General features: G+C 45.2%; 25 protein-coding genes. 18 read left to right on the forward strand and 7 right to left on the reverse strand.

Features of this window, described 5'->3' with window-relative positions:
• The first annotated feature begins 12 nt into the window (after nucleotides 1-12).
• The 3 genes from QWT69_RS04130 (at nucleotide 13) to QWT69_RS04140 (ending at nucleotide 2,765) form a co-directional block, all read left to right on the forward strand.
• Nucleotides 13-687 carry a response regulator gene (locus QWT69_RS04130; protein WP_317969242.1) on the forward strand — a complete coding sequence of 225 codons (675 nt, stop codon included), beginning with the start codon at nucleotides 13-15 and terminating at the stop codon, nucleotides 685-687.
• A gap of 76 nt (nucleotides 688-763) precedes the next feature.
• Nucleotides 764-1,339, forward strand: coding sequence for a nuclear transport factor 2 family protein (locus QWT69_RS04135; RefSeq protein WP_317969244.1), 576 nt, complete (start codon nucleotides 764-766; stop codon nucleotides 1,337-1,339).
• 1,045 nt (nucleotides 1,340-2,384) lie between these two features.
• The gene (locus QWT69_RS04140) at nucleotides 2,385-2,765 is read left to right on the forward strand and encodes a YhjD family protein (RefSeq protein ID WP_317969246.1); all 381 of its coding nucleotides are present in this window, start codon (nucleotides 2,385-2,387) and stop codon (nucleotides 2,763-2,765) included.
• On the opposite strand, the gene QWT69_RS04145 is transcribed toward QWT69_RS04140, so the two are convergent.
• From QWT69_RS04145 to QWT69_RS04155, 3 genes are all read right to left on the reverse strand, one after another.
• Nucleotides 2,762-3,358, reverse strand: a complete 597-nt coding sequence (locus QWT69_RS04145; protein ID WP_317969248.1) for a competence protein ComK — start codon at nucleotides 3,356-3,358, stop codon at nucleotides 2,762-2,764. The two genes, QWT69_RS04140 and QWT69_RS04145, sit on opposite strands and share 4 nt — an antisense overlap.
• Nucleotides 3,359-3,638: 280 nt before the next feature.
• Nucleotides 3,639-4,805: a M20 family metallopeptidase gene (locus QWT69_RS04150; RefSeq protein ID WP_317969250.1), complete on the reverse strand. Its 1,167-nt coding sequence runs from the start codon at nucleotides 4,803-4,805 to the stop codon at nucleotides 3,639-3,641.
• An 84-nt stretch (nucleotides 4,806-4,889) separates the two neighbouring features.
• On the reverse strand, nucleotides 4,890-5,405 hold the full coding sequence (locus tag QWT69_RS04155) for an antibiotic biosynthesis monooxygenase family protein (protein ID WP_317969252.1): 516 nt from the start codon (nucleotides 5,403-5,405) through the stop codon (nucleotides 4,890-4,892).
• Nucleotides 5,406-5,620: 215 nt separating this feature from the next.
• On the opposite strand from QWT69_RS04155, the gene hemE reads away from it, so the two are divergent.
• From hemE to QWT69_RS04175, 4 genes are all read left to right on the forward strand, one after another.
• Nucleotides 5,621-6,658: a uroporphyrinogen decarboxylase gene (gene hemE / locus QWT69_RS04160; RefSeq protein WP_317969254.1), complete on the forward strand. Its 1,038-nt coding sequence runs from the start codon at nucleotides 5,621-5,623 to the stop codon at nucleotides 6,656-6,658.
• A 23-nt stretch (nucleotides 6,659-6,681) separates the two neighbouring features.
• Complete coding sequence (hemH, locus tag QWT69_RS04165; RefSeq protein WP_317970898.1) at nucleotides 6,682-7,614, forward strand: ferrochelatase; 933 nt, start codon at nucleotides 6,682-6,684, stop codon at nucleotides 7,612-7,614.
• A gap of 21 nt (nucleotides 7,615-7,635) precedes the next feature.
• On the forward strand, nucleotides 7,636-9,057 hold the full coding sequence (gene hemY, locus QWT69_RS04170) for a protoporphyrinogen oxidase (RefSeq protein ID WP_317970900.1): 1,422 nt from the start codon (nucleotides 7,636-7,638) through the stop codon (nucleotides 9,055-9,057).
• A gap of 430 nt (nucleotides 9,058-9,487) precedes the next feature.
• Complete coding sequence (locus tag QWT69_RS04175; protein WP_317969256.1) at nucleotides 9,488-10,348, forward strand: glycerophosphodiester phosphodiesterase family protein; 861 nt, start codon at nucleotides 9,488-9,490, stop codon at nucleotides 10,346-10,348.
• A 67-nt stretch (nucleotides 10,349-10,415) separates the two neighbouring features.
• Here QWT69_RS04175 and yhfH (QWT69_RS04180) read toward each other — a convergent pair whose 3' ends face one another.
• Both yhfH (QWT69_RS04180) and yhfH (QWT69_RS04185) read right to left on the reverse strand, forming a co-directional pair.
• On the reverse strand, nucleotides 10,416-10,541 hold the full coding sequence (gene yhfH / locus QWT69_RS04180) for a protein YhfH (protein WP_317969258.1): 126 nt from the start codon (nucleotides 10,539-10,541) through the stop codon (nucleotides 10,416-10,418).
• A gap of 177 nt (nucleotides 10,542-10,718) precedes the next feature.
• Nucleotides 10,719-10,844 carry a protein YhfH gene (yhfH, locus tag QWT69_RS04185; protein WP_317969260.1) on the reverse strand — a complete coding sequence of 42 codons (126 nt, stop codon included), beginning with the start codon at nucleotides 10,842-10,844 and terminating at the stop codon, nucleotides 10,719-10,721.
• Nucleotides 10,845-10,977: 133 nt separating this feature from the next.
• Here yhfH (QWT69_RS04185) and lplA point away from each other — a divergent pair, with 133 nt between their 5' ends.
• From lplA to QWT69_RS04235, 10 genes are all read left to right on the forward strand, one after another.
• On the forward strand, nucleotides 10,978-11,970 hold the full coding sequence (gene lplA, locus QWT69_RS04190) for a lipoate--protein ligase (RefSeq protein WP_317969262.1): 993 nt from the start codon (nucleotides 10,978-10,980) through the stop codon (nucleotides 11,968-11,970).
• 88 nt (nucleotides 11,971-12,058) lie between these two features.
• Nucleotides 12,059-12,508 carry a hypothetical protein gene (locus QWT69_RS04195; protein WP_317969264.1) on the forward strand — a complete coding sequence of 150 codons (450 nt, stop codon included), beginning with the start codon at nucleotides 12,059-12,061 and terminating at the stop codon, nucleotides 12,506-12,508.
• A 256-nt stretch (nucleotides 12,509-12,764) separates the two neighbouring features.
• Nucleotides 12,765-13,469 carry a response regulator transcription factor gene (locus QWT69_RS04200; protein WP_317969266.1) on the forward strand — a complete coding sequence of 235 codons (705 nt, stop codon included), beginning with the start codon at nucleotides 12,765-12,767 and terminating at the stop codon, nucleotides 13,467-13,469.
• The gene (locus QWT69_RS04205; protein WP_317969268.1) at nucleotides 13,466-14,518 is read left to right on the forward strand and encodes a sensor histidine kinase; all 1,053 of its coding nucleotides are present in this window, start codon (nucleotides 13,466-13,468) and stop codon (nucleotides 14,516-14,518) included. Before QWT69_RS04200 ends, QWT69_RS04205 begins: the two co-directional genes overlap by 4 nt.
• Nucleotides 14,469-15,242: an ABC transporter ATP-binding protein gene (locus QWT69_RS04210; RefSeq protein WP_317969270.1), complete on the forward strand. Its 774-nt coding sequence runs from the start codon at nucleotides 14,469-14,471 to the stop codon at nucleotides 15,240-15,242. Before QWT69_RS04205 ends, QWT69_RS04210 begins: the two co-directional genes overlap by 50 nt.
• Nucleotides 15,243-15,272: 30 nt before the next feature.
• Complete coding sequence (locus QWT69_RS04215) at nucleotides 15,273-17,198, forward strand: ABC transporter permease (RefSeq protein ID WP_317969272.1); 1,926 nt, start codon at nucleotides 15,273-15,275, stop codon at nucleotides 17,196-17,198.
• A gap of 246 nt (nucleotides 17,199-17,444) precedes the next feature.
• The gene (locus tag QWT69_RS04220; RefSeq protein WP_317969274.1) at nucleotides 17,445-18,998 is read left to right on the forward strand and encodes a fatty acid--CoA ligase family protein; all 1,554 of its coding nucleotides are present in this window, start codon (nucleotides 17,445-17,447) and stop codon (nucleotides 18,996-18,998) included.
• Between the two features lie 110 nt (nucleotides 18,999-19,108).
• Nucleotides 19,109-21,085, forward strand: a complete 1,977-nt coding sequence (locus QWT69_RS04225; RefSeq protein WP_317969276.1) for a S9 family peptidase — start codon at nucleotides 19,109-19,111, stop codon at nucleotides 21,083-21,085.
• A gap of 108 nt (nucleotides 21,086-21,193) precedes the next feature.
• Nucleotides 21,194-21,676, forward strand: a complete 483-nt coding sequence (locus tag QWT69_RS04230; RefSeq protein ID WP_431312337.1) for a GNAT family N-acetyltransferase — start codon at nucleotides 21,194-21,196, stop codon at nucleotides 21,674-21,676.
• A gap of 350 nt (nucleotides 21,677-22,026) precedes the next feature.
• Nucleotides 22,027-22,314, forward strand: a complete 288-nt coding sequence (locus tag QWT69_RS04235) for a late competence development ComFB family protein (protein WP_317969280.1) — start codon at nucleotides 22,027-22,029, stop codon at nucleotides 22,312-22,314.
• A gap of 52 nt (nucleotides 22,315-22,366) precedes the next feature.
• Here QWT69_RS04235 and QWT69_RS04240 read toward each other — a convergent pair whose 3' ends face one another.
• On the reverse strand, nucleotides 22,367-23,176 hold the full coding sequence (locus QWT69_RS04240) for a flagellin (RefSeq protein WP_317969281.1): 810 nt from the start codon (nucleotides 23,174-23,176) through the stop codon (nucleotides 22,367-22,369).
• 115 nt (nucleotides 23,177-23,291) lie between these two features.
• On the opposite strand from QWT69_RS04240, the gene QWT69_RS04245 reads away from it, so the two are divergent.
• Entirely contained in the window at nucleotides 23,292-23,699 is a 408-nt protein-coding gene (locus tag QWT69_RS04245) for a flagellar protein FliS (protein WP_317969283.1), read from the forward strand.
• A 52-nt stretch (nucleotides 23,700-23,751) separates the two neighbouring features.
• On the opposite strand, the gene QWT69_RS04250 is transcribed toward QWT69_RS04245, so the two are convergent.
• Nucleotides 23,752-24,528, reverse strand: a complete 777-nt coding sequence (locus tag QWT69_RS04250; protein ID WP_317969285.1) for an enoyl-CoA hydratase-related protein — start codon at nucleotides 24,526-24,528, stop codon at nucleotides 23,752-23,754.
• Between the last annotated feature and the right edge of the window lie 104 nt (nucleotides 24,529-24,632).

A 24,632-nucleotide genomic window follows, 5' to 3' on the forward strand; every position in this document is an offset into this window, starting at 1 on the left:
GAGGGAATGGAAATGACGAAAATTTTAATTGTCGATGATCATCAGTTGTTCCGTGAAGGTGTGAAGCGAATCCTCGATTTCGAAAATTCGTTCGAAGTAGTAGGAGAGGGAGACGACGGCACCGAAGTCACCGAACTTTACCGCCGCTTCAGTCCTGAAGTCGTATTGATGGATATCAATATGCCGGGTATGAATGGAGTGGAAGCGACGGAGAATCTGAGAAAAGAATTCCCGGACGCGAAAGTGATCATACTTTCCATCCATGATGATGAATCATATGTATCACATGCATTGAAATCGGGCGCGCTCGGTTATATGTTGAAGGAAATGGACGCGGATGCGATTGTACAAGCAATCAAAGTCGTGGCAGCAGGCGGATCGTATCTTCACCCGAAAGTGACACATAATCTCGTTTCTGAATTCCGTCGTCTAAGCGAACGCGAACATAAAGGTTCGTTCCAGCAAAATGATATTCGCCGTCCGCTTCATTTATTGACGAAGCGCGAATGTGAAGTATTGCAGTTGCTGACTGATGGACAAAGTAACCGGACAATCGGGGAAACACTTTTCATCTCCGAAAAAACGGTTAAAAATCATGTATCGAGCATTCTGCAAAAAATGGGTGTTAACGACCGTACACAAGCTGTTGTTACAGCCATCAAAAACGGTTGGGTCGAAGTGAAGTAATCATTCACAACTGTAGAGAAGGGGCCTCCTCCGTATATCGGAAGGTCCCTTTTGACTGTTAATAGGAGGAATAGCAATGAAAAAAATCGTACTCACAGGAACGATGGCGTTACTCTTGGTTCTGGGTGCATGTAGTGACAAAGAAGACACGAAAACAGGCCAAGGTTCTGTGGATGATGGAGAATCCGTCAACGAATACGGATCCATCGACCATGGTGTAGATGAGAACCAAGTCGGCTTCAATATAGATGGCGGCGAAATCGAAGAAGCGGCAGGTGTTCCTGCGCAGGAGAAAATCGCTTTGATGGACGCGTTCGACACGTATATTCACGCTTTCAATAATGAAGACGTCGACGAATATATGGGGACACTTTCAAAAAAGCCGAAAAGTTTCACCATCGAAGAAGAACAGACCTATATCGAAGAAATCTTCGCAGACTATGAGATAAATCGTGAAGCTACAGATGTCACAATCGTCAAATACGCTGAAGACGAAGCGCAAGTATTCTCCAACCTGAACACAAAACTAAAACAGAAATCAACAGCACTCGAAACATCACGCACTGGCCGCCAAGTGACAGTATTCGCTAAAGAAGATGACGAATGGAAAGTCACATCGGTGTACTATATGGAAGATCAAAAGAATGAGTAAGTGATCACTAATAGTGTATAAATACCACAAAAGTAGCCCATCCCAAGCAAGCGGATGGGCTACTTTTTAAGGTTTTTTGTCAAATGAGGTTAGTGAAGTATTTTTAGCCGACTTATACCTGGATAAGAACAATGAAATAAATAGACTATCCACCGTTGATTTCCGTTCCAGGTGGACGCGTTCCAGGGGGCGGGCGGTGAGCCTCCTCGTCGCAAAAAAATCATGTTCCTGCGGGGGCTCACCTGTCAGTGCAAAGATGTACTCCTTTTCGCTACGCTTCACTCGCAAAAGCCGTTCTACGTTACGTCTCTCGCTTATCCCCTAGGAGTCGCCACCTTGCACTCCAATCAACTAGAATCGCTTCAAAACCTAAAGCCATCACATATCAAAAAAGATTAACGCTACTACAGAGTGTGGTAGTTTTTGATTTGATTGAATGGGTTTTGGAACAATTGCTTTCAGTTTAAAGTGAATAAGAATCCGCTTTTTATAGTTCATGAAATTTCTTTAATCATAAGCGACGCGGTTTAGAACTTTGGTTTTATTGTTAACTCTTTCAATTCGACAATTGTTGTAAGGATAAATAAAGCTGTTTTCAATGAATGGGAGAAGCTTTCTTTAAACTGGTTCTCGTTTAATTTAAAACAAGGGCTGTAGCTGGTTTCGCTAAACAAACTTTTAAGGATTTGAATCGCACTTATATTGTCCGAATTCTTAGCTGATTGGAGTGCAGAGCGGCGACTCCAACCGGATTAGTGGGACAGGTAAGACCCAGCAGGGAGCGTTAGCGATCCGATGCGGCTTACTGCCCACCCGGTGGAACGCGTCCGCTCGGAACGGAAATCAGCGCGAAATAGGATTTATTCTGTTCATGATATATTCATAAGAAAATCACGCTAGTGAAATTCCATCCCTTTCTCCTGTTTTAAGGAGGAGGGGATTTTCTTTGACACTATCCCTAAAATTACCACCAAAACCATGTTGCCTTTTCAATGGTTAATGCGTATAATGAGAACAAATGTTCTAACCGAGGAGGGAAGACGTCATGCCTTTAATCCCAGCGAAGGCACTGCCGCATTTTGAAAATATGATTTACTTGCCACTGCTGTTGACTGTCCTGGAACTGGATCGGACAGAAATTGAAAAGGGCTCCTTCAAACTGAAGGGCCCTTACTTGAAAATCATCGATGCCGCCATCCTGCGAGTTCAAAAAGAATTACAAGAAACAACATTCTACTTAAAACGCAACAACATGAAAGTTATTCGAAAAGATAGGGATAGTATGTTCACGGATTACATTTTTATTAATGGCGGCTTCGAAGATCACCGTCGTTACTTAAATGTCCGTTTACGAAACCGCACGGAAGAACTGCTTCACTTATACTTCATCAGTCTGGGTGACTACCACCAAACCGCAACCAACTAATTGTCTTCGCCGGACTTGTCCGGCTCCTTCTTATAATTATCAATTTTTTTATAGTCGCTCTCTTTTGGTTCCTGGACTTTCTTTAGTTCTTTTGATGGAAATAAATATGTCGACCTATCCATGCGTTTATGGTTTTTCAAAAAGTCGATTTCAATCAATCTTGCCAATGAATATTGCCGATAGAATGTCGAAGTCGATATGTTCAAATTCAGGTTCTTTCCATTCTCCAACGTCATGGAAGTATCGAGACCGTCTTTTTTAAAGTTTTGCACGGCATGATACGAGATCCAGACGTTTTGGTCGGAAGTAGGCGACATTGTCGGTATGAAAATAAAAGGTACACCGTAAGCGTTTGCCAACATGATTGGTACTTTATGCATTTTGCCTAGCACATGGTGAGATGTATGCATCGCGCGTGCGAGATTACTACCATAGTAACTGCATGAACGGGTCACAATATGTATTGGTTTTTTAGAAACTGTAAAAGTTCTATCCCGCTCTATAACTTGTGTGAATACTTTATTGCCGATTGTCAATGGATGCAATGCCAAGGTGTCAAAGGATACAAAATAATTGTTCAATAATTTATCCAATTCCACTTCCTACCTTTCCCGTAAATCTATCCCTAAGATGATTATAGGATAATAAAAATTAATTGCAAGCGCTTTCATGAATAATTTGAACTATTTATTTTGTTTAGTCAATTAAGCACTTGAATAGGCTAGAAGAAGAGAACCTGATATCGAAATAAAGTAATGGAAAAAGTCGTTAAAACGGTGAAAAGAAGATAGATTTCCTCCGAAATAACGGGGAAATCTATCTTCTTATCGGCCATTCAATATAGTATATAGACCTATTTACTATGCTTGGGTATTACGTCTTTTGATAATCGAGCGCGGCTGCACCGAGCGTTTTTGCGGCAAGTAGCATCGCTTTCTCCTCAAAATCGAATTTCGGATGATGATGTGGATACGGTTCGTCAATCTGTGCGCCCGTAAAGAAGAATGTGCCTGGCACATGTTCAAGATAATACGCGAAATCTTCTCCGCCCATTTGTGGTTTACTTTCCTCGACTGCCTCTACGCCGGGTATTGACTCAGCAACACCTTTAAGAAATTCAGTTTCTTTAGGATGATTGACGACAGCCGGATACCCCCGGAAATAGTCAAACTGAATCTCGCAATCATTGGCGACTGCTGTCCCTTTAACGATGCGTTCCATTTCTCGCTCCATCAGGTCGCGGATATCAGGACTGAATGTACGGACGGTTCCGCCGATCCTTGCAGAATCAGCAATAACATTAAAGGCATTGTCAGCGATAAATGAACCGACGGATAATACCGCAGATTCAATTGGATCAACGCGTCTGGATACGAGCTGCTGCAAGCTCATGACGAGTTGGGAACCAATCACAATTGCATCTTTCGTCTGATGGGGAGCGGCTCCGTGGCCTCCAGCTCCTTGGACTACAATGTCGAATCGATCAGCTGCTGCCATGACGGGACCCGATCTATATTCAATCGTTTTGAAAGGGATGAGAGACCAAAGATGCGTACCGAAAATGACGTCAACGCCGTCGAGACAGCCATCTTCAATCATTGAAATCGCGCCTCCAGGAGCAAACTCTTCCGCATGCTGATGGATGAACACATACTCACCAGTCAAGTTTTCACGAATTTCAAAAATGGCTTTCGCCAACTGTAAAAGTGTTGCGGTATGGCCGTCATGTCCGCAAGCATGCATAACGCCGGGAACCGTTGATTTGTAAGAAACGTCTTTTTCATCTTGAATAGGCAGTGCGTCGAAATCCGCACGAAGAGCGACCGTCTTACCGGGACATGCGCCCTTTACACGTGCTACAACTCCGTTTCCACCGACACCCGCTTGCACGTCAATGCCAAGCTGTGCGTAAAAATCATGGATATATTGCGCAGTGTTCACTTCTTGAAAAGATAATTCAGGATGCATATGGAGGTGTCTTCGGATGATGACCATATCCTCATACGCCAGGTCCAACTTTTCGAATAACTGTGCATTCATTCGATTACCCCTCTCAAAACGTATTAATTGTACATTCACAATTATAGCAATACGTTGCAAGAGTCGCAATGTGACAGAGGTTCATTACACAGTTTCTTCAGGTTTAGCAACGTAAGTCGTCACGTATGGTGCGCTAGAGAACATATGGGTTGTATTATCAGAGAACTGGGTCAAGTTCGCCGAATGGCTTGAAGCGGCATACGCAGCCGAATTCTTCCAACGGTCAAAATCTGTAGGCTGTTCCCACTCCGTTAGGACGATAAATGTGTCCGAGTCGAGCGGGCGCAATAGCCGGAAAGCGAGAAAGCCTGGTTGTTTCGCAAGATTATCGTCCATAATAGAATAACGGTGTTCAAAGACGGGACGTCCTTCATCCGTCACGGAGATATTGTTGAACGTGAAGAATCCTTCGTCGCGCAGATGACCTGTCGAGCCGATTACCTCAAACCTTCTCGGTGTTTGGAAAACGGATTTTCCTTCCGTTTCATGAAGCAGAAGCGAGTGGCCGCTGCCGTGCATAAGCACCATGCCCTCATTTGCATGCTTTTCCTGAATCTTTTCCATAAAATCTCTTGTTCCCGTTGTCATATACATATACATCCATAAAACCTCCTGTAATCTAGATACTATTCATATTTTCCCTTAAAGGGACAATTAAAACAAACAATGTCTAAATGATGGCGAGAACCTCTAAAATACAGTAACAAATTAGTGACAAGATGAGGTAATCACTATACATTCCAAAACGGAAAGGCTATATTTGAAATCGAATAATCAAATAAGATAATACTTTATGGAAAGTGGGAATCGATTTTATGACAACATTTAACGATACACTGCTTCGCGCTGCCAAAGGTGAGAAAATAGATCATACGCCGGTATGGTACATGCGACAGGCAGGACGTTCACAGCCTGAATACCGTGCAATAAAAGAAAAATACTCTTTAGAAGAAATTACACATCAACCGGAACTATGTGCATATGTGACAAAGCTTCCTGTCGATCAATATAATACAGACGCGGCAATTCTGTTTAAAGATATTGTTACACCATTACCGGGCATTGGCGTGGACGTGAAAATCAAAGCAGGTGTCGGTCCGGTTATTTCAAATCCCATCCGTACCGTGCAGGATGTCTATAATCTCGGAGAGTTATCTCCTGAAGATGATATTCCTTTCGTACTAGATACGATCAAGCTATTAAAAGAGCAATTGACGGTGCCGTTGATCGGTTTCGCAGGCGCACCATTTACGCTCGCAAGCTACATGATTGAAGGCGGTCCGTCTAAAAGCTATAACTTGACGAAATCGTTCATGGTGTCTGAACCTGAAGCATGGTTTGCGTTAATGAACAAGCTGGGTGACACAATTATCACGTCAATCAAAGCACAAGTGAAAGCCGGAGCGGCGGCAATTCAAGTATTCGATTCATGGGTAGGTGCATTGAACGTATCAGACTACCGTATTTTTGTTAAACCGGTCATGACACGTATTTTCAATGAGCTCCGTACACTGAACGTTCCATTAATCACGTTTGGGGTTGGTGCAAGCCACTTGGCGAATGAATGGCACGACCTTCCCGTTGACGTTGTAGGACTTGATTGGCGTTTATCCATCAAAGAAGCAGGCGAACGCGGATTGACGAAGCCGTTGCAGGGGAATCTTGATCCATCCTTATTATTGGCGGATTGGAACATCATCGAAGAACGGACAAAAGTGATCATCGAGCAAGGTGTCGAGCATGGCAGCCATATTTTCAATCTCGGTCACGGTGTATTCCCAGATGTGAAACCTGCGACGTTGCAGAAATTAACTGCATTTGTTCATGAATATAGCGCACAACTACGTAAATAATCGATAAAAACGAGGTGCAAATGATGACAAAGAAAAAAATGGGTCTATTAGTCATGGCGTATGGTACGCCTTACAAAGAAGAGGACATTGAACCGTATTACACGCATATCCGCAGAGGGCGTCCACCGGCACCCGAGCAACTGCAAAATCTGAAAGACCGTTACGAGGCAATCGGGGGCATTTCTCCGCTTGCACGCATAACGGATAACCAGGCGGAAGCACTCGGCAACTGTCTTAATGAAATACAGGACGACGTCGAATTTAAAGTTTATGTAGGATTAAAACATATTACACCTTTCGTTGAAGAAGCGGTTGAACAGATGGACAAAGACGGCATTACAGAAGCTGTGACAATCGTCCTGGCACCGCATTATTCTTCATTTTCCGTACAGTCATATAACGACCGTGCAAAAGAAGAAGCCGCTAAACATGGGATTACTGTTACATCGGTGGAAAGCTGGTATAAACAGCCGAAATTCATTGAATTCTGGTCTACTAAAATCCGCGGTACGTTCGATAGCATGAGTGAACAGCAACGCGCAAAGGCTTGTCTTGTCGTTTCGGCGCATTCATTGCCTGAAAAGATTAAAGAAAAAGGGGATCCATACCCCGATCAGTTAGCTGAAACAGCGAAGATGGTCGCTGAAGCTGCCGGTGTCGATACATATGCAGTCGGCTGGCAAAGTGAAGGACAGACGGGTGAACCTTGGCTTGGACCTGACGTTCAGGATTTGACGCGCGAACTGCATGAGCAAAGAGGCTATGAAGCATTTGTCTATACACCAGTCGGTTTCATTTCGGATCATCTAGAAGTCCTTTATGATAACGACTATGAATGTAAAGTTGTCTGCGATGAAGTCGGAGCTGCGTATTACCGTCCGGAAATGCCTAACACGGATCCATTGTTCATTCACGCGATGGCGGATGCAGTACTCGATAAATTGAAGGAAGCTTGAAACTGGGAAGTGATGATGGACATGAGTGAAAAGAAGAAAAAAGTCGTCATTGTCGGTGGAGGGATCACAGGTCTCTCCGCTGCATTCTATATGCAGAAAGCGGCACGTGAACAAAATTTACCGGTTGAAGTGTTGCTCATTGAAGCGACAAACCGATTGGGTGGAAAAATCCAGACGATCCGTCGTGATGGCTTTGTCATTGAGCGCGGACCGGACAGTTTCCTCATCCGAAAGAAAAGCATGGACACGCTTGCGGAAGACCTCGGTATCGCCGATGAACTTGTCCGCAATGCAACAGGACAGGCGTATATTCTTGTGAATGAAAAACTACAGCCAATACCGGGCGGCTCAATTATGGGCATTCCGACTGAAGTCGGTCCGTTCTTGAAATCAGATTTGTTTTCATGGAGCGGAAAATTGCGCGCGGCGGGGGATTTTGTAATGCCACGTTCAGGTATCGATGGCGATCAGTCACTCGGTCATTTCTTCCGTCGTCGATTTGGCGGGGAAATCGTCGATAATCTGATTGAGCCACTGTTATCCGGCGTTTACGCGGGCGATATTGATCAGATGAGTCTTCAGTCGACGTATCCACAGTTTTATCAAGTGGAGAAGAAACACCGAAGCTTGATTCTCGGAATGAAAAAGACGACCCCTAAACAAGTGCCGCAGAAAGATTCGCATGGCGCTTCGAAAAAAGGTGCGTTTCATTCATTCCGTAATGGCCTGTCATCTGTTGTCGAGGCAATTGAGGAACAAATGGAACCCGGCTCAATTGTGAAAAACGTCAAAATCGATCGTATCGCCAAACAGGGTGATCAAACCGTATTAGAATTGAACAGTGGCGTAACGGTTACGGCGGATGCGGTCATTTTGACGACCGGTCATATGGCGGCAAGCCAGCTATTCGAGTCGCACGGACTGCTGCAAGGATTAAAAGAAATCCATACGACATCCGTAGCAACTGTGGCGCTGGCATTTCCGCAAGAAGCCATCGTTCAGGACAAAGAAGGTACAGGATTCCTCGTTTCACGAAGCGGTGATTACTCGATCACGGCGTGTACATGGGTTCACCGGAAATGGCCAACGACAACACCAGAAGGCAAAGTGCTCTTACGCGCTTTCGTCGGACGGATTGGTGAAGAAGCAATCGTCGATTTACCAGATGATGAAATCGAACGTATTGTCCTGAAGGATTTAAGCAAAATCATTACAATCAACGGCAAACCCGATTTCACGATTGTCACACGTTATAAAGAAGACCGACCGCAATACCGCGTCGGTCACCGTGAACGGATTGCGAGTGCGAAATCGGAATTGAAACGTGAATTCCCGATGGTCAAACTGGCGGGTGCTTCCTATGAAGGTGTCGGCTTGCCGGATTGCATCGATCAGGGAAAAGCAGCAACGGAAGAAGTGCTTGTTGAGCTGTTTGGTGAGTGAATAATTGGATGGAGAGAGGGACCTGCTTGGAGTTTGCGGGTCTTTTTTTTGTTTTATGGACTTTTATTGGGCGTTTTGGAGTTTTAGAGGGGCAATATGGACTTCTATAGTAAGTTATGGACTTTTGAGCGGTGATATGGACTTTTGCAGAGAGTTTTAGAGTTTTGAGGATCTCATACTTCTGGAGAAGGTTATGGAGTTTCAGAGGGGCATTTTGGACTTCTATAGTAAGTTATGGACTTTTACAGACGGTTATGGACTTTTGCGGAGAGTTATGGAGTTTTACAGACGGTTTTGTGGTTTTAGAAGGAGAGGACGTCCGTTTGGGGTTTATTCTAGTTAGCGAGTTAAGGTTTACGGTTTCATGAAAAGGGAAGTAGTAAGAGGATCATCTGGATAGATAGAAATGTAGATAGAGAGGACATCAACTATGAAAAAGACCATACTCCTGTTAGTCGGATTACTCCTTGTGCTGACGGGTTGCTCGATCGGGACGAAATGGAATAATCCGATACCGAACGATGATTTTCTTATTGTCGGTCATCGTGGCGCTTCCGCGTATGAGCCGGAAAATACAATTCCGGCATTTGAACTCGCGAAAAACTTAGGCGCGGACTATATCGAACTTGATATTCATATGACAAAAGACGGCGAGCTCGTCATTATGCATGATAAAGACGTTAAACGCACGACAGAGTCTAAAGGGAAGATTAAAGATCATACTCTTGCAGAATTGAAAGAGCTGACTGCAGATGAAAAGAAAGGCGAGAAAGTTGCTGTCAGCAGCCAAGAAGAAGCGTATGACATTCCTATGCTAAGAGAAGTGCTAGAAGAAATGGAAGATGACGTCCGGTTTGTCATCGAGTTGAAAGATCCCGAAGAATACGAAGGCATCGAAGAGAAGCTTGTTTCGATGATGAAAGATTACGGCCTTTTTGCAAATGATGAAAATGGCTATCCGAAAGCGGTTATTCATTCATTCGACGAAGAATCTTTGCAAAAAGTACATCGGCTGAATAAAGATATTCCGCTGTTGCAACTCATTTCGTTTGATGATGGGGAAGAAGCGGTCATGTCCAAAGAGGAATTGAACGAACTGCTGACCTATGCGATCGGTGTCGGTGTAAGTTATGAAGCATTGAATGCGAAGTTTGTAAGCGCAATGCACCAAGCCGACATTATCGTATTTGCGTACACAGTGGATGATAGGGAAGAAGCGGTCAAATTGCAGGCGATGGGTGTAGATGGGATCCATACGAATAAACCTGATTTATTAACTACTACAGATTGAACAGAAAACAGCCGTGAAAGAGGAGAAGTTCTCTTTCACGGCTGTTTTATTGGCGTAAATAGTGTAGTCAGATGCTGTTGCATTTATCACAGTTATTGCTGTAGCACTCGTGCTGCTCTTCAATTACTTCACCACAAGTGGCACAGTTTTTTGGCGGCAGATTCTTGAAAAACTCGATGACATTTTCAAGCATGATTGTTTCCCTCCTATCATTTTGTACTACTACTGAATTGAAACAGGTCGTTTGTCATAGTACAGGTACGATAAAAAAATATGAATCCGTCTATACATCTTGTTTGCTAGATACATTATTTGTACTATTACTGTTATGAGTTAGTACCCTTGTAATAGTACAGATAAACCAAAAAAATTAGAGAATATTGCAAGAGTCGCATTGATTGCTATAACACTCATGCTGTTCGTCGATATCAGTTCCGCAAGTGGCACAGGCTTTAGGTGGCAGGTTTTTGAAGAATTCAACAATGCTTTCAACCATTCATTCCATCTCCTTTTGTGCTAGTACTGAATTTGTTATTGTCAGTGTATTATAACAGCGGAACAAATGTCAACACTTATTTGTTCTTTTCAGATAAAATAAAGAAGAAGTATTTACATAAGGAGCGATTCATTTGTATTTTGTTGATAATAAAGGAATTACAGATCCGCGGATTAACCTTGCGATTGAAGAGTATGTGTTAAGAAATATGGACATCGAAAAAGATTCATTTTTGCTGTTTTATATTAATGAACCATCGATCATCATCGGGAAAAACCAGAATACAGTTGAAGAGATTAATACAGAATACGTTGATGCGAACGGGATTCATATTGTGCGCAGACTATCAGGTGGCGGCGCGGTTTATCATGACCTCGGCAACTTGAATTACAGTTTCATCACAAAAGACGATGGTGAATCATTCCGCAATTTCAAGAAGTTTACGGAGCCGGTTGTGAAAGCGCTTGGCGAGATGGGTGTAAAAGCAGAATTACTTGGACGAAATGACATCTTGGTAGAAGGACGAAAAGTGTCCGGCAATGCGCAATTTGCGATACAAGGGCGGATGTTCACACATGGAACACTCATGTTCGATACGGAAATTGAACGCGTTGTTTCCGCTTTGAAAGTCCGAAAAGACAAGATTGAATCGAAAGGCATTAAATCGATTCGCAGCCGTGTCGCGAATATTTCGGAATTCATCGAAGGCGAAATGACGATTGAAGAGTTTCGGATGGAAATTTTGAAATCGATTTTCGGAGGCGAAGAGAACGTCCAGTATATGGAGCTGACAGATGACGATTGGACAAAAATCCATGAACTTTCGGCAGAGCGTTACGCCAATTGGGATTGGAATTACGGCAAGTCGCCAAAATCCAATGTCCAGCACTCCCAGCGTTTCCCTGTCGGCGGCATCGATGTCCGCTTGCAAGTTGAAAAAGGCGTCATCCAAAACGTCCAAATTTATGGAGACTTTTTCGGCGTCGGTGAAGTGACAGTTATCGAAGACAGTCTAGTCGACGTGCAATATAACCGCGAAGCAATCGCAAAAGCTATCGACGGATTGGATATTCCGAAGCTGCTCGGCGGTATTACAGCAGAAGAATTCGTTAACGTAATCTATTGAGTGACAGGAAGACCGGTGAAAACCGGTTTTTTCTTTTGTCTTAGTATACGTTTGAGCGTAGCTAGGTGTACCGGCTACTTTCACGGGCGTGTCTCCAACATTTACGGGCGCGGTTGAGTCGTTTACGGGCGTGTTTCCAACATTTACGGGCGTGGTTGAGCTGTTTACGAGCGCGTCGCCAACATTTACGGGCGCGGTCAAGTCGTTTACGGGCGTGCCGCCAACATTTACGGGCGCGGTTGAGTCGTTTACGAGCGTGTCGCCAAGATTTACGGGCGCGGTCAAGTCGTTTACGGGCGTGCCGCCAACATTTACGGGCGCGGTTGAGTCGTTTACGAGCGCGTCTCCAACATTTATGGGCGTGATTGAGCTGTTTACGAGCGCGTCGCCAACATTTACGGGCGTGCCGCCAACATTTACGGGCGCGGTTGAGTCGTTTACGAGCGCGCCGCCAACATTTATGGGCGCGGTTGAGTCGTTTACGGGCGCGGGCGATATTTCGTCCGACATCTTTCCCAGCCGCGCAGAAAGCTTTTGACATATTAATCTTGGTTTTAATAATGGTTGTGTTGCAAGCTGTGGAGTTACTTGTGTTATAACAGCATTTGATTTCGTTGCGTTGCATTAATTGTAGGCATGCCGAATTGATTGCGATTCACCTCCAATTGTTTGCGTAACGCACAATTTCAGGTGAATCGCACACAACAATCTTCTTCGCGATTCCCAGCGGGGTAGCTTCTGCGGGAATTTCATTTTTGCGATATAATGGATGGACTAGTAAGGGGGGATTTGCGATGGGGAATGACCGGATTTTCATCGTGGAGGATGATCGGAAGATTGCGCAGTTGTTGGCGGAGACGCTGCGGAAGTATCAGTATGATGTGGCGATTGTTGAGGATTTTGAGAATATCGTCGAAGAAAGCGCGCAGTTCGATCCGCATCTAATTTTGCTCGACATCAATCTGCCTTCGTATGACGGCTATTATTGGTGTCGCCAACTAAGACAGCAAACGATGTGTCCCATCATTTTCATCTCGGCGCGGTCGGGTGATATGGACCAAGTGTTTGCGCTGGAAAATGGTGGTGATGATTTCATAACGAAACCTTTCCATTATGAAATCGTCCTTGCGAAGATACGGAGTCACTTGAGACGGGCGTTTGGTGCCTATGCACCGAGTCAAGGTGAGCGAATTGTGAAGCTCGGCGCGCTCGAATTGTTCATCGAGCGGATGGAACTACATTTGCGTGACGAAATCATCCCGCTACAAAAGAAAGAGTGCGTCATTTTGGAACTGCTGATGGAAGCGTCGCCGAAAGTCGTGTCACGCGAGACGCTCCTCGAAGAATTATGGGACGACCAGTCATTTGTCGATGAAAATACATTGAACGTCAATATGACGCGTGTGCGGAAAAAACTCGTCGATTACGGTGTGCGGTCCGTTGTGGAAACAGTGCGCGGATCAGGGTACCGGCTGTTGCCTGCGCCGGAGGAATCATGAAGCAGATTGTCCTTTTTCTGAAAGAACATTTATCTTGGATCATTTTCGAAATGGCGCTCGTGTCATTCATTCTGTTGCTCTATTGGTTGGACGGATTCCGCGGGATAAATACGGCGATTTACTCGATTATTATGAGCTTGCTTTTGACTGCTGGCATTCTCATTGCGAAGTTCATAACGAGGCGATCTTTCTATAACGCGATTACAAAAAAGCCTGAACGAATGGAAGATGCGCTTGTCCGTCATGTGCAAACGCCGGAACAGTTGCAGTCTGCAGCGTTCATGCGGAGTTTGTACGGCTTGTATCAGAATGAAGTGCAAACATTGTATGCGTCCCAGCATCGGCAATTGCATTTCATGAATCAATGGGTGCATCAGATGAAGACGCCGATTTCGGTCATTGGTCTGTTGCTCCAAGAGGATGGTGAGTTGGATAAGCGGAGCATTCATGAAGAGGTGGAGAAGCTGCAGCGCGGGCTTGACGCGGTACTCGTCAATGCGCGGCTAGAGACGTTTGAGGAAGATATGCAGATTGAACAAGTGGAATTGAAAAGTCTCATCCAACAAATTGTGACGGATCATAAGCGTCTGTTCATTACGAATGGTGTGTTTCCGGTTATTTCGATTGATGAAACGCTCGTTGTGGCGTCTGATCCGAAGTGGTTGAAGATTGTCATTGGGCAATTTATCACGAATGCTGTGAAATATACGTTTGAAAAAGGCAAGCATGTGTATATGTTTGTAGAACGGACGGAGCACGGGTTTGAATTGACGATTCGTGATGAAGGTGTAGGCATTCCAGCGTCTGACTTAAAACGTGTGACGAAGGCGTTCTTCACGGGTGAAAACGGCCGTCTGACAGGCGAATCGACAGGGATGGGGCTCTATATTGCGGCAGAAGTGTGCGGCAAGCTTGGTCATCCGCTGTCGATTGAATCGGAAGTGGGCACAGGCACATCGGTGAAGATTGTATTCATGAATGGAGAGGCGGGTGGAACAGATGGCGAACAAAGTGATTGTAGAGATGAATCAAGTGACGAAGATCTATGAAAGCAAAGTGATGCACCGCGCGCTGAACCGCCTCGATTTTGAAGCGGAAGAAGGCGAATTCATCGCCATCATGGGGCCTTCGGGCAGTGGTAAAACAACGTTGCTGAACATCATTTCGACAATCGACATGCCGACATACGGCCGGGTCGTCATCGACGGGGTGGAGCCGGAAGCGCTCAATCCGAATGAGCTCGCGCTGTTTAGGCGGCATCATCTCGGCTTCGTGTTCCAGGATATCAATTTACTCCAAATGCTGACGGTCGAAGAGAATATTGTCATGCCATTGACGCTTGACGGTTTGCCGATTGCTGAGATGAAAAGAAGAATTGCACGCTTGGCCCATCAGTTGCGGCTTGACGGAATTCTTGACCGAAGACCCGATGAATTATCGGGAGGTCAGGCGCAACGAACTGCCATTTGTCGTGCGCTCATTCATCAGCCGAAACTAATTTTAGCGGATGAGCCGACGGGCAACCTCGATTCAAATTCAGCGAAAGAAGTGTTGGAATTACTAAGCAGTATTAATGATAAAGACAAGACGACAATCATTATGGTGACGCATGATCCGATTGCGGCAAGTTATTGTGACCGGGTGTTGTTTATTAAAGATGGAGAGTTCTTTAATGAAATCCATAAAGATGAACGCCGTCAAACATTTTTTCAACGTATTTTGAATGTACTTAGCTTGCTCGGAGGCAATGTGAATGATTTACGGCTACGCTAAGTAGTCGAAATGGGAAAGGAGTGGCGCGATATGACGTTCCGTCAGTTCGCTTTTCGAAATGTAGTACGGAACCGTCGCGTGTATGCGGCCTTTTTCATGGCAAGTGTTTTTTCCGTCATGGTGTTTTTCCTGAATACGATGCTGTTATTTCATCCGACAATTGAAGCGAGTCCACTTCGAGACATCGCTATGCTTGGCATGGGTGCAGCTGATATCGTGCTATACATATTTACGGTGTTTTTTTTGTTTTATTCAATGCGTGCTTTCCTGCAGGCGCGTTCGAAAGAATTTGGCATCCTGTTGCATCTCGGGATGGAGAAGCGGCAGCTGCATAAACTGATTTTCACAGAGACATTGCTGATTGGTGTTGCATCGATCGGTGTTGGGACGTTTTTAGGGTATATGTTTTCGAAATTCTTTTTCATGATTGTTAAACGAATCGTCATGTTTCCGGCATTACCGCTTTACTTATCATGGAAACCGTTCGCGTTGACGGTCGGTGCATTTTTAAGTCTGTTCATTCTCATATCGCTTATCGCGCCTGTATTCATCCGGAATGTGAGAGTCTATGATCTGTTGCGTGGAGAAGGGCATGATAAAGAACCGCATAGTTATTCGAAAGTGCGGGGCATGCTCGGTCTCGTGCTACTCGGTCTGTCATATGTTCTCGCGGCGTTTACATCGAATAGTATTGTCGTTGAGCTGATCTTTTTGTTGCCGCCGCTTGTCACAATCGGGACGTATTATTTCTTCACAGATTCCATGCCTCTCGTTCTCCATTTGTTTAAAGTACGAAAAGAATTTTACTGGCGTCATTTCCGGTTACTCGCGATATCCGAAGGGGTTGTCAGGCTGAAGGAAAACGCCCGTATGTTCTTCATCGTGACAATCGTTTCGACGGTGGCGTTTATGTCCGTCGGTATATTGGCGTCGCTCACGTCATTTGCCTCGCAATACAGGGAAGTGAATCCGCTCGGACTCGTTTATGAGAGTTATGAAGGCAACGAGCTTGAGCAGGCGCATGTCAGCAGGCTTGGCAAAGAATTGCGGGATGCGAATATCGATTACACATATGTCCGTTTTCCTGTGTTGCAGCAACAATCGTCAATGACACGAAACAATGTCAATATTGTCCAACTCGCTCATATCAACCGGTTGGCGCAAGCGTTCGGAAAGCCTGTCTTCCAATTAGCAAAAGGGCAGGCGCTGTTCCTGCCGCCGACGCATTCGACATTTGAACAACTGGATCAGCAGTCCGTTAAAACGATACTAAAAGACAGTGGGCTCGTCGTCACTGTGAACGGGGCGTATCCGAATCAGTTGTTTCCCGCTTATGCCATCGGAACAAATGCCATCATCTTGAATGATGAAGATTACCGGACGATCGAATCGATGCAACAGGAACCGCTATTCGTCTATCATGCATTCGAAATTCCAAATTGGCAGGAAACGAAAACGATCGGACTTGGAATTAGCCAATCGATGAGTGAATCGATTTTGTTGGGGAACGATTATGAGCCAACTTTCTATTTCGATAATCCAGGCTTGAACTATTCTGTCATGCGCACGACATTTACACTGCTGTTAGTGATAGGCCTATTACTTGCAGGCGTCTTTCTACTTGCAGCGGGCAGCTTCATCTACTTCCGCTTGTATACATCCCTTGAAAGCGACCGCAAGCAGTTTGACGTGCTAAGACGGATGGGGATTACGGATCGGGAATTTAAGAAAGTCGTCAACAGGCAGCTGATTCCGCAATTTTTTGTACCGTGGACAGTCGCACTCGTGCATAGCTCGTTTTCGTTCCTATCTTTGCAAGTCATTTGGGACGCGCTCGCAGAAATTTCAGTTGTCCGTGAACTGATTACGGTGTTAGCTGGTTTTACCGTGTTGCAAATCATCTATTTCTATCTCATACGCTGGCGCTATTTGGCGCATATTCGAACACCGGACTAACAACCGGTGTTTTTTCATGTTTTTTGAATAAACCAGGTATCCCCAACGGTTAAATTTTCCTTCCTCACATCATTAAGTCGATGCGCAATTGATTATTGTGAAATAAAATAATCAACCTTGTAAAGACGTCATACTATTGTAATTTAAGTATATTGTTTAAAAGTATTGTGAACTCTTCACTTTTCTTATATAATGATAGGTATATTGAATGAATCACCATTCATTCATGAAAGGGGTTTATTAATTATGAGTTTGGTAACGAGAGTGTACGAAACGTCGAAGTTGAAACCTGCGAAGACGGCTTATCATTTCATGGGGAAAGATACATCCTATGCCGAATTCGACCAGTCCATTTCAATGTTTGCGACGGCACTTCAAGGCGCAGGCGTCGAAAAAGGCGATCACGTTGCATTCCTGCTCGGGAATACACCGCATTTCCTTATTTCGTTGTATGCGACAATGCGAATCGGTGCAACTGCGATTCCGATCAATCCAATCTATTCACCTGACGAAATTTCCTACATTCTACATAACAGTGATGCGAAAGTCGTCATCGCACTTGACGCGTTATTGCCGTTAGTTGAAAAGGCGGCGCCAATGTTCCCGTCAATCGAGCACTATATCATCTGCGAGACGAGTGCGGATGTCGTTGAAAAAGTGGCGGCATTACCGGAAGCGGCAAAAGCGAAAACACAATTGTTTTCTCAGCTAATCGCAAAAGGAAGACCGGACTTTGCGCCGATTGATGTAGATGAAAATGAAACCGCTATCATTCTCTATACATCCGGAACAACAGGCTATCCTAAAGGCGCCATGCTGACGCATAAAAACATCTATTCGAACGCGCGTGACGTCAGTGAATATTTAGGGTTCTCGGAAGATGACCGTGTCGTTGCGACGTTGCCCGTCTTTCATGTATTTGCGCTGACGGTTGTCGTCAATGCACCATTATTGAAAGGGGCTACGATTCTGTTAGTTCCACGCTTCAGTCCTGGCGATGTGTTTGAAACAATCCGCAACAATCAAGCAACCGTATTTGCGGGCGTGCCAACGATGTACAATTTCATGTACCAGTATCCGGAAGGCAAAACAGCCGATTTCGATACAGTGAGACTATCGATTTCAGGTGGCTCTTCATTGCCAGTCGCTTTACTGCATAATTTCGAAGAGAAGTTCGATGTGCGTATTTCTGAAGGATATGGTCTGTCGGAAGCATCACCTGTTACATGTTTCAACCCGCTCGACCGTGACCGCGTCCCAGGTTCCATCGGGACGAACATTGTCAACGTCACGAATAAAGTCGTCGACGAATACGGCGAAGAAGTCGGTGTCAATGAAGTCGGCGAACTCGTTGTTCAAGGACCGAACGTCATGAAAGGCTATTACAAAATGCCGGAAGAGACATTATCAGCAATTCGCGACGGCTGGCTGTATACGGGCGACTTGGCACGCCGAGATGAAGACGGTTATTTCTATATCGTTGACCGCAAAAAAGATATGATCATTGTCGGCGGCTATAACGTCTATCCACGTGAAGTCGAAGAGGTGTTATTCACACATCGTGAAATTGTCGAAGCGGCTGTCATCGGTGTGCCGGATACGAACTTCGGTGAAGAAGTGCAGGCATTTGTCGTCCTAAAAGAAGGATCTGACGTAACGGAGGACGAGTTGAAGCAGTTCTGCGAAAAACGTCTCGCCAAATACAAAGTACCGAAAGTAATTGACTTCCTCGAAGAATTACCGAAGAATACGACGGGTAAAATCTTGAGAAGATCGCTGAAAGACCAAGTGAAACAATAATAGATGAAACCTTTCCGTTAATGACGGGAAGGTTTTTTTCATTCCAATGAAGGTAAAACTGCTACGGGTGTCGAAATATGTACGTATGAACAATGAAGGGGGAATGCAACATGACAACTAGAAAACTAGAAGTGAATGATTTATTCAAACTCCAATCCGTAACGGATCCGAATGTATCGCCTAACGGCAACGAGGCGGTGTTCGTCAAAACGCATATCGATGAAGAGGAAAATAGCTATATCGCAAACCTGTTCCATATCGATCTCAATTCAAACGAAACGACACAATGGACATACGGCAAACACCGTGTCTCTTCACCGAAATGGTCAGCGGACGGCAAGCAAATTGCGTTTTTGTCGAATCGCGACGAGAAAAATCAGGTATACGTCCTGTCTGCCCGCGGAGGGGAAGCGAAGCAACTGACGACGTTTGAAAAAGGCGTATCCAGCTTCCACTGGTCACCTTGTGGAAAGAAAATCTGGTTCACTGCGACTGTGAAAGAAGGCAAAACGTTCACAGACAAAGAAGATAAGGATGAAAAGAAAAAACCTGAACCGGTACGCGTAACGAAAATGAAATACAAAATGGACAGCGTAGGCTTGCTGCCGCAAGATACGTATAGCCAAATCGGTGTCATTAATCTGGAAACGGAAGAAGTGGAACAGTTTACGGAAGGGAATCATCAGCATTCCTTGCAGGCGATTTCACATGACGGCAAGCAGTTGGTCATGGGCGTGAACCGTGAAGAAAACCTGGATTATGAATTCCGTCAGCCGCTCTATTTAGTCGATATCGACTCAAAAGAAGAAACAGTCATCATCGATGAAGAAGGGTATTACGGAGGAGCACGTTTTTCATTCGACGATAGCTCAATTGCATTCGTCGGTTCGGATCGCGGATTCCAAAACGCGACGCATGGCAATGTATACGTCTATGACGTCAAGCGCGGCAACACGATTAATGTGACGGAAAGCCTGGACGCGCCAGTTGGCGATCATATGGTTGCGGATCACCAGCAAGCGGCGAATATGCCAAGTGTTGTATGGACGAAAGACGATCATCTCTATTTCCCGGTCTCGACAATGGGGGATGTACGTCTGTATTTTGCGACGCTTGAAGGAGAAATGTATCCGGCCACTGCGGAGAATGAGCAAGTGTACGGCTATGACATTACGAAGGACGGCATGACTGCAGTTATCGCAGTCAGCAGCTCGACGAACCCGGGTGAACTGTATAAGCAGACGATAACGACTGGTGAACGGGAAGCAATCACTTCATTCAACAAAGACTATGTAGATGAAGTACAGCTCATTGAACCGGAAGCGATCACGTACAAAGGGCAGGGAGACTGGGATGTGCACGGCTGGCTCATGAAACCGGCTGACTTCAAAGAGGGCGAGAACTATCCACTCGTCGTCAACATTCACGGCGGCCCGCACGCGATGTACGGGAATACGTTCTTCCATGAAATGCAGCTACTCGCAGCGCAAGGATGGGGCGTTCTCTATGTGAATCCGCGCGGCAGTCACAGTTACACGCAGGAATTCGTCGACGGCGTACGCGGCGATTACGGTGGCGGGGACTATGCAGATATTATGGCTGGTCTAGATGCAGTACTTGCAGACAATGCGTGGATCGATGCAGATCGACTTGGCGTGACAGGCGGAAGCTACGGCGGGTTCATGACGAACTGGATTGTCGGTCATACGAATCGCTTTAAGGCGGCGGTTACACAACGTTCCATCTGTAACTGGATTAGCTTCTTCGGCGTCTCCGACATCGGTTACTACTTCAGTGACTGGCAAATCGGCGCGAATATGCGTGACGTCGATACACTTTGGAAGCATTCACCACTGAAATACGCAGAAAACGTGGAAACGCCATTATTAATCCTACACTCAGAAAGAGATTTCCGTTGCCCGATCGAACAGGCGGAGCAACTGTATATTACATTACGAAGTATGGGCAAGGAAACGGAATTCGTCCGCTTCCCGGAGGCAGACCATAATCTGTCGCGCACAGGGAAACCGAATTTGCGCATCGAGCGATTAAACGAAATCACTGGCTGGTTCGAAAAGTATTTGTAAATCGACCGCGCTGCCTCCACCCGTATCGTGAATATTGGAGGAACAGAAGTGAATTATAGTATAGATAATGTAACGATCCGGCCGATACGTGAAGACGATTTGTACCGGATGTGGGAACTGACATTCAAAGAAAGTAATCCCGAATGGAAAAAATGGGATGCACCGTATTATCCGCATACAGCGATATCGTATGAAAAGTTTTTGGAGCGGCGCAACAGCATCGTCGATCAGGAAGACTACTGGGCAATCGAAGCGGACGGGGAACTGATCGGCATGGTGAGTTATTACTGGGAGCACGAGCCATCACTATGGCTGGAAATGGGTATCCTCATTTATGAGCCGACATATTGGAGTGGCGGTTACGGCACAAAAGCACTCCAAATGTGGATCGAGCATCTATTCGACACAATGCCGCTCGTCCGTGTCGGCCTCACAACATGGTCAGGTAACGAGCGAATGATTCGCGTCGCCGAAAAACTCGGGATGACGATGGAAGCCCGCATCCGCAAAGTCCGCTACTGGGAAGGCGTCTACTACGATTCCATCCGCATGGGGATTTTACGTGAAGAGTGGGAAGCACAAGTGAACTAAACCAAAAGGATGGCACCCAACAACTAGGGAAGCCATCCTTTTTGATTGGATAAATCCATAAATGCCTGCAGAACTCCAAAGCCTGCTGGAAAACCTCATAATCTCTCCTAAAAGCTCATAAATTCTCCTAAAACCTCATAATCCCTCTTAAAAGCTCATAAATTCTCCTAAAACTCCATAATCGCTCGCAATACGCCAAAGCGAAAGCATTTCTCTAGCCCGTAAAAGAAATATTTGGAATTTCCAATTCACAATTTTTCCAATCGGTGGTACAATTAATATATACGTATAAAGTAAACGGTTACACCGACGAATCTGGCGTTCCAGATCGATCGCAGGAGGTGCAAGTGTTGTCTGTTTATAATGTCATGGAAGAAGTCATCTCAGATGTCCTTCATCAATATGAAAAAGAACTGCATCTGACATGCGATTGCGACCGTTGCAAAGACGACATCATGGCAATCGCACTGAACGAAGTGAAACCACAATATATCGTCAACGAAATGCACAAGCCCTATATTCGGGCGGGGCATGTCGCGGATCGTCAAGGAGCGACGAACATCCTGTCGACAGTCGTCAAAGCTGCCCGCGTCGTTTCCGAATCACCGCGTTGCGACAACTATAAAAAAACGACATGAAAAAGAGCAGCCATCGAGTATGTATACCGCGATGCCTGCTCTTATTTTTCATTTACCTCGAAAACAAATTCATCACGCTCTGCATATTCTGATTAACATTATTAACAAGCAGATGATCCCCTTGTTGACGAATATCCATATTGACGAAATTCATCATTTCCTTCGCCATATCGGTATCTTCAAGCAGTGACAGTGAAGTGGACAAATTGTTCTCGAACACAAGCGCATTCGTTAAATGATGCTCAATCGCTTCCATATTCGAGCCGACACGTGTCAGATGGCTGGAAACCGTTTGAATCGCTTTATCGATTGTGGTGATCAATTGCTCCGCATCCGCGCGCATTTCAAGCGATGCCCCTTCCAATCCTAACGTTTTAGAACTGACATCGACTAACTGAATCGTCATATGCTGTCCGGCATTAGCGCCGACTTGCAATTTCATTTCCGCGTTTTGCCCTAAAATGTTTTTCGTGTTGAACTCCAATTTCTGCGCAGTATCATCAACAGCTTCCAGCAATTGTTTCAACTCGACCTGACTATTCTGCCGGTCATTCACGGTCAACGTATCATTCGAACTCATCACCGCCAGCTCACGCGCACGTTGCAACAGGCCGTTGACATTGTTCAAGCCTTCATTCGAAGCCTCAAGCACAGACAAGCCGTCCTGCATATTGCTTTGTGCACGGGAAATCCCGCGGATCTGTGCGCGCATCGTTTCGGAAATCGACAACCCGGAAGCATTATCGCTCCCTTTGGCAATCTTCGTTCCTGAACCAAGCTTCACAAGACTCTTCTCGATCTGACTCGCATTTCGCTGCGAACGGTTCGTCGAAAAAGAAATCTGCTCCTGACTTAGACGCATATCCTCACCCCAACTCCATTAATTAAACCTTCTCCTACTTATTATCGGTACAAAAAGTTTGAAATGAACTGAAATTGACCGATAGAAAAAGAAAAGGTAACTGGAGTGAAAACGAATGACAACCGTGGATATCGAAAAAGCGATTCAAATCTACAAAGAAGCAAGTACATCCACACTCTCCATGATGGAATACATACTTCTGCTGCTTAATGAAATGCATAAAAATATCGAGCAATGCGAAAAAGCGTTCAACGCACAAAATCTGCCTGAACGCGACCGCACCCTCCGCAAAGCGCAGGACTTTCTATTTGAAATCATGACAACAACCGACCAGGAAACAGCCTATAGCGCAAGGCTTATGACCATCTACATTCACATGAACCAATGTCTCGTCCACACGCAACTGACGAAACAACCTGACCTACTTAACCATGTAGGGCAAATGCTTGTTGAGCTAATCGCGTCATGGCAAGTGTCAAAACAAGTGACGCGCCGCAGGAATTTCACGACTGATCAATTGTAAGAGTGCCCAATCGAAAGTTATAACACGTGAAATTCCCGCATGCATCATTCGATTATTTCCCTTTAAACGACGGTTTCCGCTTCTCCGCAAATGCATGAAGTGCTTCGATACGGTCCTCAGTAGGGATTGTAATCTCATACGCTTTTCGCTCAATCGCAAGCCCCGTCTGCAAATCGACGTTCATACCGTTCTTAATCGCGAATTTTGCTTGTTGCAAGGCAATTGGTCCATTTGCAAGTAAAGATGCAGTGAATTCATCAAGCTTCTCCTGCATGTTTAATGCGGATACGACGCGTGTAACGACGCCATACTCGAGTGCTGTTTGTGCATCAAGTCTTCTTGCCGTTAAAATGAGTTCCAGCGCTTTCGCTTCACCAATTAGACGTGGCAAACGCTGTGTCCCGCCTGCACCTGGGATTATCGCAAGTCCAGTTTCCGTTAAGCCCATGACTGCACTGTCAACCGCAAAACGGAAATCACACGCGAGCGCAAGTTCCATCCCCCCACCGAATGCATAACCGTTTAGAACCGCGATTGTCGGCTGCGGCAAGTTTTCAATCATCGTGAATACTTCTCCGATTTTATAAATGTTTCGTTTAACCCGTACTTCCGTCAACGTCTTCCGTTCCTTCAAATCGGCCCCCACACTGAACGCACGATCTCCTGCGCCTGTAAAGACGACGACACGCACATCCGGATTGATGCGGATCGATTCGATGACTTGTCCAAGTTCCGCAAGCATTTCATAGTTAAATGCATTCATCGCATCCGGACGATTCAAGGTTACATTGGCGATATGTCCTTTTTGTTCCAATCGTACTGTTTCCATTTCATTTCCCCCATTTCTCAAACTGTCATACTGTCAACATATCATTTTTGACAGAAACCCGCTATAAAAATAGAATAGTATTCCGTGTGAAAAGTAATAGTCAA

Origin of the sequence: Sporosarcina oncorhynchi (assembly GCF_033304615.1) — a bacterium.
Lineage (GTDB): Bacteria > Bacillota > Bacilli > Bacillales_A > Planococcaceae > Sporosarcina > Sporosarcina oncorhynchi.

Excerpts from the sequence above, each read along its gene's own strand:
- QWT69_RS04175 (WP_317969256.1), top strand. The coding sequence starts at position 9,488 with ATGAAAAAGACCATACTCCTGTTAGTCGGATTACTCCTTGTGCTGACG.
- QWT69_RS04245 (WP_317969283.1), top strand. The coding sequence starts at position 23,292 with ATGACAACCGTGGATATCGAAAAAGCGATTCAAATCTACAAAGAAGCA.
- yhfH (WP_317969260.1), bottom strand. The coding sequence starts at position 10,844 with ATGGTTGAAAGCATTGTTGAATTCTTCAAAAACCTGCCACCTAAAGCC.
- hemH (WP_317970898.1), top strand. The coding sequence starts at position 6,682 with ATGACAAAGAAAAAAATGGGTCTATTAGTCATGGCGTATGGTACGCCT.
- QWT69_RS04250 (WP_317969285.1), bottom strand. The coding sequence starts at position 24,528 with ATGGAAACAGTACGATTGGAACAAAAAGGACATATCGCCAATGTAACC.
- QWT69_RS04200 (WP_317969266.1), top strand. The coding sequence starts at position 12,765 with ATGGGGAATGACCGGATTTTCATCGTGGAGGATGATCGGAAGATTGCG.
- QWT69_RS04140 (WP_317969246.1), top strand. The coding sequence starts at position 2,385 with ATGCCTTTAATCCCAGCGAAGGCACTGCCGCATTTTGAAAATATGATT.
- QWT69_RS04215 (WP_317969272.1), top strand. The coding sequence starts at position 15,273 with ATGACGTTCCGTCAGTTCGCTTTTCGAAATGTAGTACGGAACCGTCGC.
- QWT69_RS04240 (WP_317969281.1), bottom strand. The coding sequence starts at position 23,176 with ATGCGTCTAAGTCAGGAGCAGATTTCTTTTTCGACGAACCGTTCGCAG.
- QWT69_RS04205 (WP_317969268.1), top strand. The coding sequence starts at position 13,466 with ATGAAGCAGATTGTCCTTTTTCTGAAAGAACATTTATCTTGGATCATT.
- hemY (WP_317970900.1), top strand. The coding sequence starts at position 7,636 with ATGAGTGAAAAGAAGAAAAAAGTCGTCATTGTCGGTGGAGGGATCACA.
- QWT69_RS04230 (WP_431312337.1), top strand. The coding sequence starts at position 21,194 with ATGTGGGAACTGACATTCAAAGAAAGTAATCCCGAATGGAAAAAATGG.
- yhfH (WP_317969258.1), bottom strand. The coding sequence starts at position 10,541 with ATGCTTGAAAATGTCATCGAGTTTTTCAAGAATCTGCCGCCAAAAAAC.
- QWT69_RS04155 (WP_317969252.1), bottom strand. The coding sequence starts at position 5,405 with ATGTATATGTATATGACAACGGGAACAAGAGATTTTATGGAAAAGATT.
- QWT69_RS04135 (WP_317969244.1), top strand. The coding sequence starts at position 764 with ATGAAAAAAATCGTACTCACAGGAACGATGGCGTTACTCTTGGTTCTG.
- QWT69_RS04225 (WP_317969276.1), top strand. The coding sequence starts at position 19,109 with ATGACAACTAGAAAACTAGAAGTGAATGATTTATTCAAACTCCAATCC.
- hemE (WP_317969254.1), top strand. The coding sequence starts at position 5,621 with ATGACAACATTTAACGATACACTGCTTCGCGCTGCCAAAGGTGAGAAA.
- QWT69_RS04210 (WP_317969270.1), top strand. The coding sequence starts at position 14,469 with ATGGCGAACAAAGTGATTGTAGAGATGAATCAAGTGACGAAGATCTAT.
- QWT69_RS04130 (WP_317969242.1), top strand. The coding sequence starts at position 13 with ATGACGAAAATTTTAATTGTCGATGATCATCAGTTGTTCCGTGAAGGT.
- QWT69_RS04220 (WP_317969274.1), top strand. The coding sequence starts at position 17,445 with ATGAGTTTGGTAACGAGAGTGTACGAAACGTCGAAGTTGAAACCTGCG.
- QWT69_RS04150 (WP_317969250.1), bottom strand. The coding sequence starts at position 4,805 with ATGAATGCACAGTTATTCGAAAAGTTGGACCTGGCGTATGAGGATATG.